The organism is Paenibacillus rhizophilus (assembly GCF_003854965.1).
In the GTDB taxonomy this organism is placed as follows: Bacteria; Bacillota; Bacilli; order Paenibacillales; family Paenibacillaceae; genus Paenibacillus_AQ; species Paenibacillus_AQ rhizophilus.
The window spans coordinates 151,069-169,349 of record NZ_RQPI01000008.1 but is presented as its reverse complement, the minus strand read 5'-3'; the positions used below and the strand labels follow the sequence as shown (position 1 = coordinate 169,349).

Below are 18,281 nucleotides of genomic sequence, written 5' to 3'. Positions count from 1 at the left end.
CCCTATGAGCCAATGGCTTCACCTCGTATATACTCATTTTTTCTTCTGGAATTGCCCGAGAGGTTTTTCCGCTGGAATTTGGAAACCTGCCCCAGTGTATCGATGCCTAATATCCGTTCAATATCTTTCTCGGAGCGCAGGGTGTCATCCAGCGAATCCAGCAAGAAGGCCAGACCCAAACCGATGACAAGACCGGCAAACAACCCTACCTTCAGCGCACGGTCGCTCGGCGGATTAATCGGCGCGGGATTCGGCGATTCTGCCGCTTCAGTAAGAAAACTGATCCCGGTAAAGCCCATACGCTTGCTTACTTCATCAGCAAAGACGCGAACGACGGCATTGGCGAGCTGCGGCGCGACCGCAGGGTCCGTGTCGACAACCGAAATGAGCGTAATGATGGAATTGTCCACACTGTCCACGCTGATCTGACCGCGCAAACCTCCAGGCGATCTGGGGATTCCCGTCTCCTGGATCACTCGTTCCAGAACGACCGGTTCCCGAATGAACACTTTGATTGTGCTGAGCTGCTCGGGTGTAGTCGCGGGAATCATGATTCTGGCCGAAGAGGAGTACAGGGGCACTTCCGGCTGTGAACTGTACAGTCCCCCCAGCACGGCAAAAAGGAGGGTCGGCAGGAGAATAATCCATATTCTCCTTTTGATGACTAAAGCCCATTCTTTCAGATTGATTTCCTTGACCGGGGCTCTCGCTGGAGATTGTTTTTCGTATGCCGCGTTCTCATCTTCCATATTTTCACCCACTTTAAAGAGTAACTTAATAAAGAACGTTGTGCGTTAATTTTAGTTCTTTATATAGAACATGTCAACTATTATCCCCTTAATTATGTTGATTTCGTTTGTTATTAAGATCACCAATCGTTCGTTCATGCGCACAAAAAAAAGCGGCCACCAGTCATCCCTGCATGACATCTGGAGCCGCTTCTTTGCCCGGTCAATATTTAAGCTGCTGCAATATATTATTATTGACTCTATCATTGGCTTTCAATGAGAGCTGCGCATTAACAAGAGTATTCCCTTCTATTGTATAAGGAGGCGCCTGTATTCCGGCATACTCTGTCGAGATCCCTACGGCCTGCAGATTACTAGTAATCTTGTTCTTCCGGATCACGGCGCTCCCCACATCGTACGGGTCGTTCCGCTTCCAATAATCGTTGATTTTAACAATCTCCGTACTTTTGGAAGTCAGGTGCTCCGCGTCCACAACATTGTTCTCCACAAGGACGCTTTGAGCCGCTTGAATACTGATAGCCTGCATATTGCCGGGCAGCTCGAAAGCGGAGTTCTTCACGGTCAGCTTTAATTGCTTGTTCTCGGCGTACAGCATGCCCGCACCGTTAGTATTTCCTCTAAAAGTACAGCCATCAAACACATACTCTCCGGTCAGAACGGCTGAAAGTGTGCCGAATTTCCCGCCTTCCGCCGCCTCGAACCGGCTGTCCTTATAGGTTCCCGGAGGCAGGGACAGCCCATAAGCCGAGTTGTAGCCTATAACCTTCAAATGATCGAACACACTTCCGGAAACCGCATTTCCTGAAAGACTCCGCAGGGAGGGTTCCCCGGTTATCGTGACATTGGAGAGGCGCACCGGTTGATTGTTGACGCTGAGACCCGCATCCACTTTTTGCGTAATTGCAATATCAACATTGGATACCTTGATTCCGTAGGCCTCTTTCGCGCTTAGGGCGAGTGTGCCGTTCGTGATCTTCATTCCATCAATAACAATATTCGGCCCTTCGAAAAAGGTTACGGAATCGTTCATGGCATTATTTTGCAAATAGACATCATGATAGGCATAGATGCGTGTACCGTCAAAATGATTATCTGAGACCCACGCGTTGCTGAATGGCGGGGATACCGCAAGTCCAATGGCTCCCTTGGAAGCAAAATGATTTCCGTCCACCCAGGCGCTGCGTCCGTCGTAAAGAATAGCGTCATATGCGGCGTTGTTGTAGAACTCATTGTTTTTAATCGTGATGTTGGTGTTCAGATTGCCGTTCTCCCCGTATCCGCCCTCCACATCAATACCGGACTGAGGAGCCGTTCCCTTGATATCATGAAGCCGATTTCCGGTAATCAGAACATTGTCGGCTCCGCCGACCGTAATGCCCTGGCGGCGGTTGAATGCGGACTCCGAGTTTCGGACCGTAATGTTCCGGCTGACGACACGGTTCCATACTTCCAGATAGCCGCCCTTGGAGGACGCCTGATTCAGCACAAGATGACAATAGGCGGCTCCGGGCGGAATAGCCATTTGATCGCGGGCCTTGGCCGATATCTTCTTGATGAACTTTCCGCCGCTTTGGTAGAAATAGACTTCAAACGTATACGGCAGCTTTTTGACGTTTGAAATTTCAAAAATCTTTTCTGTTTGAAGAACGGGAGCGGTGAGCGGGATTGGCGATTGGGTGCGGATTTTGTTCTTATTTTTCACGGCATATCCTTTAGCATCGAGCGCTCCGGTAACAAACCCTCCCTCATACAGGTCTTTGATTAAGGTGCCAACGCCGCCGATTGCCATTCCGTCTCCGGTAAAATTAACGGTCTTGACGCCGTCGACCATAACATTTGACGCTCCCTCCATCAATATGCCGTATCCGTTCTCATGCGTACCCGGGCTGTGCGGACTGTCCTTTTTGGAGAAATCATGCTGGTCTTTATCACCGCTATAAGTTCCGCCCTTTAAGGTGACATTATCGACCCCGTAGCCAAGGAACATCGTTTCGTACCGCTCTTTTCCGTTTGCTTCCTTTTGCAGCACGGCGTCATCCGGCAAAATAAACGTCATATCGCTGACCATGTTAATACGGCTGTCCTTATCAATCAGGTACGTGCCGGACGGCAGTGTCACAGCTTTAACTCCGTTGTTATGCAGCGTGGCTAAAGCCGCGTTGATGCCTTTGGTCGTTTCCGACGGATGGGTTCCGTCATTGTAAATCTTCCACTTGGACAACTCAATCGTCACCGGCTGCTGCGGCTCGGGTGAATCCTGACCATAGATCTGGGGCGGCAACCCCGAAAGAAGCAACAAAACGATCAAAGGCAGAATCAACCTCCATAATGGTTTGCTCACTCGATCTCGTCCTCCCGTTCCAGATTCCATCCGCATATCATTCGTTCTTTAAAACGAACTACCCTATTTTAGACTATCACGTTTTTTTTCGAATGGAAAGGCTTAAGTCCCACTCCAAAAAAACAGTTCTTTAGACCCGCCTTTTTTCCTTGAATCTCCTGTTTCACGTCTTCAATCCGTTATTGCGAATTCCGATAAACTATGTCAGGCATCGATTTCCATTGATAAAATTTCCATGAAGAAGGGATAATCATATGAAAAAAACAGCATTTACCCTCATTGTTCTTATTATCGTCGCCTTGCTGACGCCGACATTCCCCCAGGCGGAGGCAGCCAGTCCGGTTCTGTTCTCGGACATTTCGCCCAAGCACTGGGCACATCAAGAAATCTCTCGCTTAAAAGAGCAGCAGCTTATCGGCGGGTATGACGACGGAACCTTCCGTCCGGACAATCCGATTACCCGGGCGGAAGCCGTAAAAATCCTCGTGCAGGCAAGCGGCATCGGCGTTGACTCCAATGGGGATGATCCGCAGGCTATTTCCGATGTGTCGACGGAATATTGGGCTTATCCCTATATTAAAGCCGCGAAGAAGTCCAATCTTATTACCGGTTATGCGGACGGCACGTTCCGCCCCAGCGAGACGCTTACCCGGGCCGACAGCGCCGTGCTCATCGCGCGCGCCTTTAATCTGGACAGCCAGGGCGCGAATGCCGCAGCCCATGTTTCCGACACCGACGACCACTGGGCCGCTTCGTCCATTTCCAAGCTGGTAACGAACGGCATCGCGGCCGGAGACGAGAACGGCAAGTTTCAGCCGTCCAAAAAGGTGACCCGCTCCGAATTCGCCGCCCTGCTCGGCAGAACGCTCTACCAGGATCTGCGGATCGGCGCCGCCGGCTCGCCCGACGAATCGGCGCCGCCGCAAGTCAGCCCATCCGCTTCGCCGGAAGGCGTTCCCGCGAGCGAACCGGCCGCTGCGGGTTTGATGGCTGCCATCGGCGGCGGTGGCGGATCCGGCGGCGATGCTCCGGTTGCTCCGGCAGCACCGGCTCCTTCGCCATCGCCGCTTCCTTCCGCCTCTGCCGATCCGGCTGCGGCGGCTCCGGCGCCCGAGCCTACTCCCACTCCGGCTCCAGAGCCGACTCCCGCTCCGGCGCCCGGCATGACACCCGCTCCCGAGCCGACTCCCGCTCCGGCGCCCGGCATGACGCCCGCTCCAGAGCCGACTCCCGCTCCTAGCGAAGCGCCTGTGCTGCAGGAAGTTTCCGGCTTGAAGTCGCTCAGCGGTAAAACAGGCTTGTCTTTTACCTGGTTCAACCCGGCGTATCCCGATTTTAAAGCCGTTAACATTTATAAAGAAGGAAGCCTGAAGGCAGCGACAGCTGATACGTTCTATCAGGAAACCGGTCTGCTTCCCGGCACAACCCACCATTATGTATTGAAGACCGTAAACATGACCGGCATGGAGTCTGCAGGCACTGAGTTAAGCGTGACGACAGCGCCTGCCAGTCTTCCGTCTCCTCCGGCCGGACTGTCCGCTTCCGCTTCGGACGAAGCCGTGCGGCTAAATTGGACGGAGAACGGCGAGAGCGGCATTATCGGCTACAATGTCTATCGGGACGGCACTAAGAGCAATACCGCTACGGTAACCGGAGACACCTATATGCTGAACGGGCTGACAAATGGCCAAAGCTACAGTCTGTATGTGACCGCTGTAAATGACGCCCAGATTGAATCGGGGCCTTCAATCCCGATATCCGCCACACCGCAAGACGCGGATTACTCGGCTCCCGAGGAAATCAGCGGGTTGACTGCTGTGGACGACGGCACATCCGTAACGCTGACCTGGAACAATCCCTCCTCCCCCAATTTTAACCGGGTGGATATTTACCTGGGCGGTGTGCTGATCGGTTCTTCGTCAGACGGCAGATACAAAGCGGAAGGACTCTCCGGGGAAACAGAATATTCTTTCACGCTCAAAACGGTTTATACGGTTGTGAAGACTTCAACCGGCATCGGCCTTTCCATCCGGACGAAGGACATTGTACCGCCGGCTACCCCCGCGCAGGTATCGGCCGCGGGCGGTCCAAGCAAAGTTTCCGTCTCCTGGGCGGCCGGTACGGAAAGCGATTTGGCCGGTTACAATATTTATGTGGGCGGACAAAAAATGAATGCCGAGCCTCTCTTGCAGAACTTTTACGAGGCTAAAGGGCTGGATTTCGGCGTGGCGTACAGCGTTCAGTTGGAAGCCGTAGACACCAGCGGAAACCGCTCGCCCCTGAGCGCTCCCGTGTCGGCATCGCCGACGCACTATCTGATTGATCTTGCGCGGTGGGGCATTTATAACGATGGAACTCACCCGGTGGAGACCGTCAAGGGCATTAACAATGCCTTGATCTGGGCCCGTCAGAAAGGCATCACGGCAACAACCCTTCCGTCCGGAACCTATCTCATCGACAAGAACAGCCGGATCGCCATGGTCGGCGATATGCTGTTCGATCTGCCGATGGATGCCGTCCTTCAGAAAGAAACCAACGGCAAGGAACGATACGATGTCATGTATGTCGGGTACGGCGCCAACAATGTAACGCTTCGCGGCGGAACGTACCTTGGCGACAAGCAGACCCATGACTATTCCCAGCGGGACCCTTATAATACGGGCACCCACGAAGGCGGATACGGCATTTTTGTTGAAGGCGCGAAGAATACAACGATAGATGGCGTCAAAGCGATGTATTTCACCGGCGACGGGCTGGTGCTTGGCGGCTTTGGCACCATGTTTAAGGATCTGTACGCAGCCAGCTTCGTCTCCGGCGGAATCGGCGCAACCGGCCAGCCGATCAGCGACAGCACCAAGGTCCGGACCAAAGACGGCATTTATTTTAACAACGCCATCTTCAAGACGGAGCGGACCTTCGAAATTTCCAACATAGCCAATCTGCCCGGCAACTTTACCGTGTATTTCTATCGTACGGACGGGTCCTTCATCAAGAGTCAGCCGGCTGTGGCGAGAGAAATCATGACGATACCGGACGGTGCGGCATACTTCCATCTGGTATTTATTAAAGCCTCGTCAACCGGCGCCTATCTGGAGGCTTGGAACCGGACCGTCACCCAGAATCCGGTTGTTAAAAATTCCGAGTTCGCTTATAACCGCCGCCAGGGCATTACAGTGGGCGGCGCCGACAATGCGCTGATCATGAACAACATCCTGCACGACATCAAAGGGATCGCGCCGCAATCGGGCATTGATGTGGAAGGCGGATACGGCGAGAACGGAAACCTGAACACCAATATTTTTATTAAAAACAATGAATTCTACAATAATGCGGTTTATGACGTCATCCTGTATGACGGGCATGACGCAACCGTTGAGGGCAACCATCTGGCCTCGAAGGGCATCATCGGACTTGCGGTATCCGAGACGTTCAAAAATGCAAAGGTCGTCAACAATCACTTTGACGCTACCCGGATTATCGCCTATCATGATGCATCCTTCCTGGGTAACCGGATGAATGATTCCGGCACCTTCTTCCAAGGGCCCAATATTATCATCGACGGTATGGAGATCACCAACGGCAAATTGTCCGTCAGCGCCAAGAATCCGAAAGGCGTCAAAGTCTCCAATGTGAATATTCAGATTACAAAGAAAGTGGATGCGGGCTTTGCCATAAGCGGGGAAGCCATCGAGGTCTCCAATGTTACAGTAGCTGGAGAAGCGGCCTTCGCCAGCTTCAACGGCAATCCCAAACCGGGATCGGCATTTAATAATATCAAGGTTCTAGGATTCAACTCTGCCCAAGGCATGACTTTACCGCAGGGCACGTACACGAACTCTATATTTGAAGCTGCGGACGGCAGCCGGTTCGGGTCACCGATTGTAGCCAATGGCGTATACAGCTTCGATAATTGCACTTTTGCCTCCAACGCTACCGGCAGCACCGCCCTTATCGCAAGCCATGCCAATCTGGATCTGAAGATCACGAACTCCAAGTTCAACGTTAAGGGCGATGCTTCGGCCATTACGGTTGAAACGGCTAATCGAGTCGTTCTCGAAAATAATACGGTGACAGCCATGAAGCTTGCGCGGACTTCGGTTGAGCTGATCAAAATCAACGACTACTGGAAACGAAATGATCCCGCCGATGTCTTCAACGTATCGATTATCGGCAATACCGTCACTTCCAATATCGCCGCTGTAGGCATTTCCACGATCTATGCGGGTACAAATGCGCCGCCCTATACAGTCAAGAACAACATCCTTAATAAGGCCGTACTGGCTCTTAAGAGCAATGACGTGCAGAGCGGAAATATCCAGCAATAAGTAAAAAAATGGCCCGGGGAAAATCCCGGGCCATTCTAATTCAGTAACCGTAATACTTTTTCCACAGCTTGTAGGAATCATGCTGATTGTCCTCCCACCAATCCCTTTCATCATCGCAGTCCCTGCCTTTTAGCCAGCTTAACCAATTACCGGATGTGTTGTTGCTGCTTTGGGACGTTGTTGCTTCCTTGTCAAACCAGGAGGCAAACACGTTGGTCAGTGAGGATAAAAAGGAGGTCGCATAAGAAGAGGAATACTTCGCTTCTGCCGAGCCGGAGGATGCATAGGCAGAGGCCGGCAGCATGATCGCACTGAGAAGCAGCACAATCAGCGTGAGCCGTGTGTATTTCTTCATACACGTTACCATACTTCCGAGTCCTCTCTTTCGTATAGTCTAAATTAACTACAAGGTAGTTCTTTATAAAGAATATAATGGAATGGGGGATTTGTAAATACATAACAATGGAGAAACGTAAATCCGGAAAATCTCGCACTTGATTTTTGATTTATCTTTGATAGACTTCACCTTAAGACCAGAGGCATATCCAAGTATTTACTTCCGTTCGTTTCTTTCAGCGAACACACCCGCACTTTAGTCCCTGCTTTAACCGTTACTATTTTCCAGCAATCCGGCAGATTGGGGAGATTACGCATGAACAAACTTAGGCATCTCTTTAACACCGATATTTACCGCTGGCTGACACAGTGCATGAAGAGAAAATGGGGTGCGCTGTCCGCGATCATTCTGCTCAATGTCATCATTTCTCTTAGCGGAGCGGCCCTCGCCATCGTCTCCAAGCAGGTAATCGATCATGCCGTGCAGAGCAGCATGCGCCTTAGCGGAGTATACGCCATCGCCTTTGCCTTGATTCTGATTCTCCAGTTGGGCCTTTCCTCCCTGCTGACCTTGAGAACCGTTAAGCTGAGAGAAGCGGTCAACAATGATCTGCAGCGGAGCTTCATGGACCGGCTGTATAGAACGGAGTGGAGCGCCGCCGGGAAATACCACAGCGGCGATCTGTTGACCCACCTGACAAGCGATTCGGCCAACGTCACCGACGGATTAATCAATACCTTGCCGAACATCGTCGCATTGATTGTCCAATTCGCGGCCGCCTTTTTTACGCTGCTGTACTTTGACAAAACGCTGGCCCTGTTCGCGTTCGTGCTTGGACCCGTGTCCGTACTCATCAGCTGGTATATCGGCAGCAAGCTGAAGAAGATGCAGCATCAAATCCAGGCCGCCGAAAGCCGCTATCGCTCCCTGCTGCATGAATGCGTCCAGAATCTGCTGATTGTAAAAACTTTCGAGAATGAAAAAAACAGCTTGGAGAAAGTGCAATCTTCCCAGCAGGACCGATTGTTCTGGATACTTAAACGCACCCGTTTTAACGCGGCGGCGGACCTTACAATGGGAATCGGTTACCGGCTCGGATTTTTCCTGGCCTTTATCTGGGGCGCTTTCCGAATATCCACCGGGGCCGCGAGTTTCGGGATGTTTACCGCTTTTTTGCAGCTTGTCGGACAAATCCAGGGACCACTTGAAGGTCTGGCCCGCACTTTCCCGATCCTCATCGCCATGGTCACATCGGCGGAGCGATTGATCGTATTTCAAAAATTGCAGCCGGAAGCTAAAAAAGAGACCTCCCCGGCCGTCAAGGAAAGCTTATCCGAACTGCGCATGGAACATGTCGCATACAGCTATGAATCAAACAAGCCGATTCTTACCGATGTTTCTCTCCGCATTCAGCCCGGCGAGCTTGTTGCCCTTATCGGGACTTCGGGGGAAGGCAAAACAACGCTGCTCCGGCTTCTGCTGGCACTGCTCGAACCTCAAAGCGGGAACATCAGCATCATCGGCAAGGACCGCGAACCCGTCAGCCTGTCGGCTGATACCCGGTCTTATTTTTCCTACGTTCCTCAAGGCAACACGTTATTCTCCGGTACGATCGCTGACAATCTGCGGATCGGCAATCCTGCGGCTACAGAAGAGGAAATACATGCCGCCATTGAAACAGCCTGTGCCCTGAGCTTTATAGAGAAGCTTCCGTACGGCATTCATACGGTTATCGGCGAACATGGCTCCGGCTTATCCGAAGGCCAGGCCCAGCGGATCGCCATCGCCCGGGCCCTGCTGAGGCCGGCGCCCATCCTGCTGCTCGATGAGGCGACTTCCGCCCTGGATATGGATACGGAGTGGGCGGTCCTGCAAAATATCCGGAACTCCCAGCCGCCAAGAACATGCATTGCCATCACCCACCGCTTGTCTGTATTCGATGTCTGCGACCATATCTACCGCCTGTCTGGTGGTGTGTTATACCAAGAAGAAACGGCATCGCCGTATTTTCAGAAGCTTTAGCTTCCGAAGTGGCGATACGAGTATCGCCTTTAGGCACCGTTTCTCGTAGAAATATAAGTCAAAATGTTAAGCGCTCCGCTTATACAGTCTTATATTTGAACAACAAGAGCCTGTTACTCAAAGCAAGTAACAAGCTCTTCATATCAAGCCGCATTAAAAGAGACCTCAAACTTTGAACCCGTTTGAGGTCTCTTCCGTTTTAAATGAATTAGCTGAAAGAGTAGAAGATATGCGTGCCGTCAGTGTAGGTGGCATCAACCTTAGGTGTAATCTTCGTACCATACTCTGTGCCGCTTACTTTCAGTTCTTTCACTTCCGGCTTTTCCCATACTTTTTTAATCATATACTCCACCTCCTGATATTTAAATATCGCCGTTGCCCCGCATATTCCCCGTTTAACCAAGATGCCGCTGGCAATATTTGATATAACAATACAATAGATATTTCAAAAAATCAAGATCATTCGGTCGTTATTGAGAACAATTTCGGTATAACGTTTGTCATAATATCAATAAAATGCCATAAAAATCCTCCATTACCCTATAAAATTCCGTTTAATTTATGAATTATGCCCTTGATTTGTTCATCCACTGTAAAACCATTCTCTGGCCGTTCGATATGAAAAACACGAATCGCAGCGGCAAGCGCGGAACATCGCATAAAATGCTCCCCCTGTTTCCCCATAAGCTCGATAAACTCGGAGCGATAGATATTCCGTAATATAACCATCAGCTTTTCCGGACCTTTCACCTCAGAGACGATCACCTCGGAACCCGGATGCGTGGACAATTCAAAGAGGGCGTCCAGCCTTTGGGGAACCTCAATAAATCCGCCGTCCATCGAAACATGATACTTATCCCGTATACCCGGAATCCGGTCCAATGAATCAACACTGCCATAAATCTGCTCGGCCGTATCCCGCCACAGCTTTTGTCTTGGGAAGGAGGGCACAATCCACGGCTCTCCGCTTTCGTTCTCTTGGAGTGCCGCGATATCATCGGCCAAAAAAGCGCAGCCGCGCTTGGTCAATGCCGCTGTCAGCGTAGATTTGCCCGCACCCGAATGCCCGGTCACGATAATATGCTTCCCTTCCAGCGCTAATGCGCCGCCGTGGACCGGAAGCAGGCCGCGCTGGAACAAGAGCACTCCCATACAGGTTCCCAGGATGAACAGAACATGGGCTCCCGGTTCGCAGCCTTCACTTCGTTCTGCGATGATCTGTATGCCGTCCGTAACGAGAAATGTGCCGATGTCCTTGACGCGGAAAGCAAATCCGTCGGTGCCGACGAGGGTATACCCATAAGAATCCGGAGGACCGGGCAAGTCGACGGGCACCTTTCCCTCCTTGATATAGACTTCAGGTTCGCCGTCCGCCGGCAGCAGGCCTTCGAGCAGGAAATTGGAAGCGATATTCAATCCAAATGCTTTATAACGAAACCGGAAATCAGGAAAGCTCATTTTACCACCTCGGGTGTCGGATTAAACGCGGCTATAAATCTGGAGAAAATAACGGCAATCACTATAGACCGGATTAGATTTTCCTCATTCTTGTTTATGTCCCGGCTGGCCTTGGCAAGCTTCTCCTTCAGCTTATCCTTGTCCACGTATGGCTCTAGATCGCCTTGCTCCAGCGCCCTCTTGGCTTCGTCGAGAACCTCGGGCCACTGCGGAGCCAGCCTATAGATCCAATCCGCGCTTTGAAGCCCTTTGGTCCGGATATTCAGCCGGATCGGGTCCGGAAGTATCCCTTTCATGGCCCGCCGCAGCAAATATCTGTCCTGGCCATTCCGCACAAATTGTTCGGATGGAATGGCCATGCAGAATTCGAAGACGCGTTTATCCCGGGAGGGATCACGGATCGTAATTCCATTGGCCAGCGATAATTTGGTCTCCACCGCTCCGATGTGCGCAAACGGCAGAGGACTCGTTCTCGACTTTCGATCCTCCTCATAATCCGGAAAACGGCTGATCGGCGTATTGGCTCCAATCCGGTCGAGCCCGCTGATTACATCCCATTTTTGGATCAGCGACCTCTTCACCACCATATTCTCAAAACGGTCGAACTCGCGGATCTGCCTCCGGTTCTTCCAAACTTTCAAACGGTACGGCATGACTACGGGAATCGCGCTTTTCAGCACTTTCCTCACCGGCGCATTCGCCAATCTGCTGAATTCATAGATTTCCCTGGCCGCCGCAGCGATTCTCCCTTTTCTGTACAGAGTCGCCAATTGAACCCCAAAATTACCATACGAGATGGTACTGTTCCCTGTCTGGCCGTTCAGCATAACCATACAATTTCTTTCGGCGGCCATCTTTAGGAACGAATGATACCATGTCATGTTTTGAAAAATTTTATAAGGCTGCTCAAAGATTCGAAGCAATTCATCGGCATCGGTCAGACAATTTTTTTCGGCAAAGCTCCCATAAGTGATATCAATGTTAGGGTAAGCTTGTGCGATAAGCTCGACTTCACGAGATTCATTATAGATTGCCGTTCCGGACGGCCGCTCGCTGAACCCGGGCACCGGAACGGATGTGAATCCATACAGCTTTTTCCCTTTATCGGCTAATTGGGGAGCAGCAACAGAGGCAATCGAACCGGAATCCATCCCGCCGCTCAGAAAAATCCCCATCTCGCCCAGGCTTCTCAGCCGGCACGTTACCGCTTCCGAGAAACACCGGTTAAAGGCTTCGACATACTCTTCATCACTGCCAAAAACGATCGGCTTAATGTCCCTTAACGGCTCCCAATACCGCTTTTTGACCAAACCCTTCGCATTGACTATTCCATAATGGGCAGGCGGCAGCTGGCTGATCCCCCGGTAAACGGTTCCTTCGCATTCCAGTTCATGTTGAATTCCGTCTATCGATAAAAAATCGGTAATCCATTTCTCATCCAACTCGGCCCGCTCGCCGAACAAACCCAATAATGGCTTTTCTACTGTGCAAAAGGAAAAATAACCGTTCTCACAGGTATAGTACAAGGTCCTTGATCCCATGGCGTCACGCGCGATAAACAGCTCCTGCTTGCCGATATCCCAAATCGCAAAAGCGTAATCGCCGATAAGATGCCCGGGACAGGCATGTCCCCAAGTTTCGTAGGCCCGGATAATAAGATCGCTGTCGGTTACAACTGCCGGGTCACCGGGTTGCAGGTTGAATTGTTCCAGCAGCTCAGCCCGGTTGTCAATAATCGCATCCGCCGTAATGACCAAGGCGCCATTGTCGCTACAGCGCGGCAGCTCTTCCATTTTCGATTCAGGCGTGTTGTATAGAATTCCGCAGCCCAGATGTACCGATTGATCTACCCATTCTCCTGTCCGGTTAAAGGAATAGGCTTTCAATTTCCCGAATATGGACGAGCCGGCCGGGGCGGCATCCGTATCGCTTCCAAACATGTAAATCCCGCTGATCGCTCCCATCCTGTCCCTCCAAATCTCATCTTAATGCTCCTACAAGTAAATGATGTCGGCAGTACAACAGCAAGCAGCCAAGAATTGTATTTAATTTATCATCTTTCTTGTACTTAATAAAGAACAAACTCTTCAAAAATATTAAGAGTATGGGGTTCTTTGCCGTCTCCAGGCCGCTTGTCTCTTGCTTAATGCCAGTATCAGCGTTCCGGCCAGACATTCCAGCAGCGTAATCAGCAGCACAACCAATCCACGGAAAATCCCCAATCCGACGGTGTCCCATTTCAACAGCAAAAGGTTGAGCTGAATAAAAGGAATATGGCCGAAAAAGGTTACCATACTGAATAGATTGATAGTCGAGTGATATGCTTGGATGGAGCGGCTCTTGATGCGAAGCACTCCATAAAAGAACAGGATGGTATTCGGAATCATGCAAAACGCCAAAGAATAATCAGGGGTCCACCTGGCCCCAAGCATGAGAAGCAGCGTTTCAATAAGAGTAATAACCGCAGCCGGAACTAGAATGAAACCTGCGCCCAGCCGCAAAAACCGTTCTTCATATTTTGCAATGAAAGCTCCCGCCGTTACGAACGTAAGACCGTAGCCCAGATAACGCTCGGCGAAGAGCTCCAAATACCCGCCGTAATCCGTATCCAAAAAGGGGATGCCGCCCGTTATAGCGTCCAAAACCGCCCGGAGCGTGCCGAATAACGTTTGAGCGAGCAGAAATCCAAGCAAAGGCAGGACGGCCGCTGTCCGGAGAGACGTTCTTCGGAATAGAATGTAAGCCAACAGCATCCCGAACATAAGCGGCGGAATAAACCAAAGCTGGATAAAGGGTCCGTTCAGGAAGAACATCATCACCATAATTTTAGCCTGTAACAAAAGGTTGGCCGCCGATAATCCTCCCCTGACCAAAGCCGGAACGACAAACTCCCCGGCAAAGATGAGACAAAAGAAACCGTAGACCGCTAAAATCCGGATCAGGTACTTGCGGACATAGGCGGCTGGATTCTCGGCCCCGGACCACCCCCGATAAGCCAAAAACCCGGAAATCATATAAAAGCAGGGCACAATGACTTTCATGGCGTTAAACATATAATTCATCTGCCGGTTCGGCATCTCACCGATATACCGGAACAGCATTACATGCGCGATCAGCACCATCAGCGAGCCGGCGAGCTTGAATATCGTGATTCCGGGATAGTATCTACGCATTTTTCCTAAGCTCTCCTATCCGTTCCAGAGCAAGTCCCTGAATGGCGGGAACCGCGAGCTTCCCTGTCGGCGATAGCGGCAGGTCGTCAAGGAACACAAAATACCGGGGAATCTTAAAGGCCGACAAATGCGGCGTAATCTCCATCCGCAGCCGTTCCTCGGTCAGATTCGCCCCTTTTTTCCCGATCACGCAGGCGCAGACCAGCTCCCCGTATAGCTCATCGGGAATGCCAACCACCATGGCCGCGCTTACGTCCTTATGATTCATGAGAACGTTTTCGATTTCAACCGGACATATTTTTTCCCCGCCCCGCGAGATGATGCGTTTCATTCTGGCTGTGATTTTCAGATGGCCTCTGTTATCCAAAAAGCCCAAATCCCCGGATCTGTACCAGCCGTCCTCTGTGAAAGAACAGCAGGCTTGGTTCTCCTTGAAATAGCGCATGACCCGGTGGCTCCGGATTTGAATTTCGCCTCGTTCGAGGCAGGAAAGAACGGCCCCCGTCTCCGGATTCACGATCCGGACTTGAACCCCGCGGTCGACCTTTCCCCCGAGGCTGCAGTCTCCGTCTTCAAATTCGCCGGGGTCGATGCGGCCGCTGAGCAGATTGGAGTAGTTTAGCAGCCTAAACAGCATTGACCACGCCGCATTCTTTCGACGGTTCACAAAGCAGACGCCGTTGGATACCGATCCCGCTTCGGACGAACCGTAGCTGACCATGAAGAAGACCAGCTTCAATTGCGGATCATGAATAATATTTTTCAGCAAAGAGCCGTTCACCGCCGACGACGTAAACACGACGCCCAGTAGTGACGACAAATTGTATCCCTCCCGCCCCGGAAGGGCAAGCATGTGCTGAATCATAAATGGAGTTCCCGACAGGATCGAGCACCTCTCCCGCTCCACCGCCGATAAAGCGCTCACAGGATTAAAGTGGCTGAGCAGGACAATCCGGATATTGCAGGCCTTAAGTCCGGTAAATATCGAGGCAAAGCCGCCCAGATGGTACAGCGGAAGCAGGTTCATGAGTGAAAATCTCCGGATGATGCGGTCGCTTAGACGGGTAAGCCATTCGGCCGGTTTGCCTTGCTGTGCGTAGCCGCCGTCCGATACCAGGAAGGAGGAGGTCGAACGAAGAACCCCCTTGGGCCGTCCGGTCGTTCCCGAGGTATACAGAAGAATAAGCGGATCTTTGCATCGCACGGCTGCGCACACTTCCACAAACTCTTCTTCCCGTATCTGGCCGGCCAGCGCATACAGATCCGAAAAAGGAAGGAAAGGGAGCTCGGCCTCCTCTTCGCGGCCCACCACAAACACATGGGCGGGAATCCACGGGCGTTCCTTATCCGATTCCGCGATCATTTCCCGGACAAGCGTGGGATAGTGGTGGCCATGCCCTTCTGTTCCAATAATCAGCAGTTCAGGCTTTGAATCGTCCAGATAGCCCTGAAGCTCATCTTTTTTGGAATAAGCGTTAAGCGGAACGACAATGGCGCCGATACAAGCCGCTCCGAACATGGCAAGGATCATTTCCATCCTTCCCTGCATGAGCAGCGCGATCCGGTCGCCCTTTTTCACTCCCAGGCGGAGAAAGCCTTTTGCCAGAACGGCGGCGTTCTCCCACATGTCGGACCAGGTATAATGCTGATCCCATTCCGGGAAACTGTAGGCAATATCGCGGGGGGCATAGGCCGCCCGCTTCTTAAGCAATTCGGAAACTGTATCCCTGTCGAACTCATGCGTAATCTCCATGATCCGTGCCCCCAATGTACAATGGATTATTCGGACTTGTATCTAATTTATCACCTTTGTTGTACTTTATAAAGAACAACATTCGTTTTTTATAAAATCCGAATCTGGGATAGCTGCACCAAGAATTTTATTATATTGACATCAAATTTAGCATCTGGTACTAAGAGTTCATGCTACAATAGGAGAGAACAAATATACTTTGATGAGTGAAGACGCCTTGTGCCTATAAAGGAGATGTTGGTATTGGATAATGAGCAATGGATAGCTCCGGAGCGTTACAATATGACGTCGGAGATGGAACGCCATCCTTCCGGCAAGCTTGCGCTGAAATGGTTAAGCGACAAAGGCGAATATGAGGAAATTACGTATGGCGAACTGCTGAAGCGGGCCAATCGGCTGGCCGGAGGTCTGGCAGAGCTTGGACTGCGCCAGGGCGACCGGGTTCTCGTTATGATTCCGCGCCGAATCATCGCCTATGTGATCTATCTGGCGTGCCTGAAGCTCGGGCTCGTCATCATTCCTTCTTCCGAAATGCTGCGCGCGAAGGATCTGTCCTACCGCCTCCGCCACTCTGAAGCCACATCGGTGATCTGCTGGTCGGAGGTTACGGGAGAAGTGAATAAAATCGCGGAGGATCTTCCGGTTCTCGATTTCCGCCTCTCGGTATCCGATGGCGCCGGCGAAGCCGAAGACGGCTGGCTGAACCTGGAGGAACTGATGGAAGGACGGCCGGATACCTATGCCGCCGCTCCCACCGGCCGGGACGATATGGCGATCCTCGCCTACACTTCCGGCACCACCGGCAACCCGAAGGCGGTCGTTCATACCCACGGATGGGGCTACGCGCATTTGCGCATCACCTCGCTGTGGCTCGACATCCGGGAATCGGATACGGTATGGGCCACGGCCGCTCCCGGCTGGCAAAAGTGGATCTGGAGCCCGTTCCTGTCCGTACTCGGCAACGGTGCCACCGGATTTATCTACAACGGGGCTTTTCATCCGAACCGGTATTTGCAGCTGATTCAGGACCGGGATATCCACGTCATGTGCTGTACGCCGACGGAGTACCGGCTGATGGCCAAAATTGACGGACTCGGCCGGTATGACCTTTCCCGTCTCCGCTGCGCGGTGTCTGCCGGGGAGCCTCTAAATCAGGAGGTCATCAACGAGTTCAAGCGCCACTTCGACATCACGATCCGGGACGGCTACGGTCAGACGGAAAGCACGCTGCTGATCGGTACGCTGAAGGACATGCCGATCCGGATCGGCTCGATGGGCCGGGCGACCGCGCAGGGCATGATCGAAGTGGTGGACGAGCAAGGCATCCCGCTTCCTCCGGGAGAGGTCGGCGACATTGCCGTACATGTGGACATGCCTGCTCTGTTCCAGACCTACTACAAAGACCCGGAACGCAAAGCGAGCTGCATTCACGGCGATTACTTTATTACCGGCGACCGGGCATCCAAGGACGAGGACGGCTACTTCTGGTTCGAGGGCCGCGGCGACGATATTATTATCAGCTCCGGCTACACGATCGGCCCCTTTGAGGTGGAGGAAGCGCTCATGAAGCATCCCCTGGTCAAAGAATGCGCGGTCGTAGCCAGTCCCGACGAAGTCCGGGGCCATGTGGTCAAAGCCTTTGTCGTTCTGAGAGATGAGAGCGCCGCTTCACCGGAGCTGGTGAAAGAGCTGCAGGCCCATACCAAGGAATGGACGGCTCCTTACAAATATCCGCGCAAAATCGAGTTCATCTCCGACCTCCCGAAGACAAGCTCGGGCAAAATCCGCCGGGTCGAGCTGCGGGCGCGGGAACGCGCGGCGAGCGAGTAAGTCCAGCTGATTGGTTTTTAATTCTTAAACAGACAATCCCGTCAGGCATTTGCCCTGACGGGGTTGTCTGTTTTATTCTTTTCCCCAAAGACTTTCTATTGCTCTAGGCATCAATCCTTCCGATTAACGGATTCATAACTGTCGCGTATCTCCCGGTTCTTAGCGTATATGTACAAATCCAAGGCTTCAATTCCTCTACGGGCAAGTTTAACGAATAGAACAAACGCATAAATTCCCAAGCCCGCTGATATCAGCCAAAACAAAAAGAATATTGGAGCCATTACCATTCCCCC

At 51.9% G+C, this 18,281-nt stretch carries 11 protein-coding genes; 3 read left to right on the top strand and 8 right to left on the bottom strand.

Features of this window, described 5'->3' with window-relative positions; genetic code table 11:
- Positions 1-2 precede the first annotated feature (2 nt).
- Both EH198_RS15295 and EH198_RS15290 read right to left on the bottom strand, forming a co-directional pair.
- Positions 3-749: a YveK family protein gene (locus tag EH198_RS15295; protein WP_124696376.1), complete on the bottom strand. Its 747-nt coding sequence runs from the start codon at positions 747-749 to the stop codon at positions 3-5.
- Positions 750-951: 202 nt separating this feature from the next.
- On the bottom strand, positions 952-3,090 hold the full coding sequence (locus tag EH198_RS15290) for a right-handed parallel beta-helix repeat-containing protein (protein ID WP_185702908.1): 2,139 nt from the start codon (positions 3,088-3,090) through the stop codon (positions 952-954).
- Between the two features lie 254 nt (positions 3,091-3,344).
- Between EH198_RS15290 and EH198_RS15285 the strand changes: the two genes are divergently transcribed.
- Complete coding sequence (locus EH198_RS15285) at positions 3,345-7,415, top strand: S-layer homology domain-containing protein (RefSeq protein WP_124696374.1); 4,071 nt, start codon at positions 3,345-3,347, stop codon at positions 7,413-7,415.
- 40 nt (positions 7,416-7,455) lie between these two features.
- Here EH198_RS15285 and EH198_RS15280 read toward each other — a convergent pair whose 3' ends face one another.
- On the bottom strand, positions 7,456-7,770 hold the full coding sequence (locus EH198_RS15280) for a hypothetical protein (RefSeq protein ID WP_124696373.1): 315 nt from the start codon (positions 7,768-7,770) through the stop codon (positions 7,456-7,458).
- Between the two features lie 297 nt (positions 7,771-8,067).
- Between EH198_RS15280 and EH198_RS15275 the strand changes: the two genes are divergently transcribed.
- Positions 8,068-9,774: an ABC transporter ATP-binding protein gene (locus EH198_RS15275; protein WP_124696372.1), complete on the top strand. Its 1,707-nt coding sequence runs from the start codon at positions 8,068-8,070 to the stop codon at positions 9,772-9,774.
- Between the two features lie 208 nt (positions 9,775-9,982).
- On the opposite strand, the gene EH198_RS25365 is transcribed toward EH198_RS15275, so the two are convergent.
- The 5 genes from EH198_RS25365 to EH198_RS15255 form a co-directional block, all read right to left on the bottom strand.
- Positions 9,983-10,117 (bottom strand): hypothetical protein, encoded by a 135-nt coding sequence (locus EH198_RS25365; protein WP_281278014.1) that lies wholly within the window; start codon positions 10,115-10,117, stop codon positions 9,983-9,985.
- Positions 10,118-10,314: 197 nt separating this feature from the next.
- On the bottom strand, positions 10,315-11,232 hold the full coding sequence (locus tag EH198_RS15270) for a phosphoenolpyruvate carboxykinase (ATP) (protein ID WP_124696371.1): 918 nt from the start codon (positions 11,230-11,232) through the stop codon (positions 10,315-10,317).
- Complete coding sequence (locus EH198_RS15265; RefSeq protein ID WP_124696370.1) at positions 11,229-13,196, bottom strand: asparagine synthetase B family protein; 1,968 nt, start codon at positions 13,194-13,196, stop codon at positions 11,229-11,231. Before EH198_RS15265 ends, EH198_RS15270 begins: the two co-directional genes overlap by 4 nt.
- A 132-nt stretch (positions 13,197-13,328) precedes the next feature.
- Positions 13,329-14,405 carry an acyltransferase family protein gene (locus EH198_RS15260; RefSeq protein WP_124696369.1) on the bottom strand — a complete coding sequence of 359 codons (1,077 nt, stop codon included), beginning with the start codon at positions 14,403-14,405 and terminating at the stop codon, positions 13,329-13,331.
- On the bottom strand, positions 14,398-16,158 hold the full coding sequence (locus EH198_RS15255; protein ID WP_124696368.1) for a class I adenylate-forming enzyme family protein: 1,761 nt from the start codon (positions 16,156-16,158) through the stop codon (positions 14,398-14,400). The genes EH198_RS15260 and EH198_RS15255 overlap by 8 nt, the downstream gene beginning before the upstream one ends.
- A gap of 282 nt (positions 16,159-16,440) precedes the next feature.
- On the opposite strand from EH198_RS15255, the gene EH198_RS15250 reads away from it, so the two are divergent.
- The gene (locus EH198_RS15250; RefSeq protein WP_379309592.1) at positions 16,441-17,988 is read left to right on the top strand and encodes an acetate--CoA ligase; all 1,548 of its coding nucleotides are present in this window, start codon (positions 16,441-16,443) and stop codon (positions 17,986-17,988) included.
- Positions 17,989-18,281 lie beyond the last annotated feature (293 nt).

Bases quoted from the DNA above. Each gene is read 5' to 3' on its own strand.
- EH198_RS15295 (WP_124696376.1), bottom strand. From the start codon at position 749: ATGGAAGATGAGAACGCGGCATACGAAAAACAATCTCCAGCGAGAGCC.
- EH198_RS15285 (WP_124696374.1), top strand. From the start codon at position 3,345: ATGAAAAAAACAGCATTTACCCTCATTGTTCTTATTATCGTCGCCTTG.
- EH198_RS15280 (WP_124696373.1), bottom strand. From the start codon at position 7,770: ATGAAGAAATACACACGGCTCACGCTGATTGTGCTGCTTCTCAGTGCG.
- EH198_RS15275 (WP_124696372.1), top strand. From the start codon at position 8,068: ATGAACAAACTTAGGCATCTCTTTAACACCGATATTTACCGCTGGCTG.
- EH198_RS25365 (WP_281278014.1), bottom strand. From the start codon at position 10,117: ATGATTAAAAAAGTATGGGAAAAGCCGGAAGTGAAAGAACTGAAAGTA.
- EH198_RS15270 (WP_124696371.1), bottom strand. From the start codon at position 11,232: ATGAGCTTTCCTGATTTCCGGTTTCGTTATAAAGCATTTGGATTGAAT.
- EH198_RS15265 (WP_124696370.1), bottom strand. From the start codon at position 13,196: ATGGGAGCGATCAGCGGGATTTACATGTTTGGAAGCGATACGGATGCC.
- EH198_RS15260 (WP_124696369.1), bottom strand. From the start codon at position 14,405: ATGCGTAGATACTATCCCGGAATCACGATATTCAAGCTCGCCGGCTCG.
- EH198_RS15255 (WP_124696368.1), bottom strand. From the start codon at position 16,158: ATGGAGATTACGCATGAGTTCGACAGGGATACAGTTTCCGAATTGCTT.
- EH198_RS15250 (WP_379309592.1), top strand. From the start codon at position 16,441: ATGACGTCGGAGATGGAACGCCATCCTTCCGGCAAGCTTGCGCTGAAA.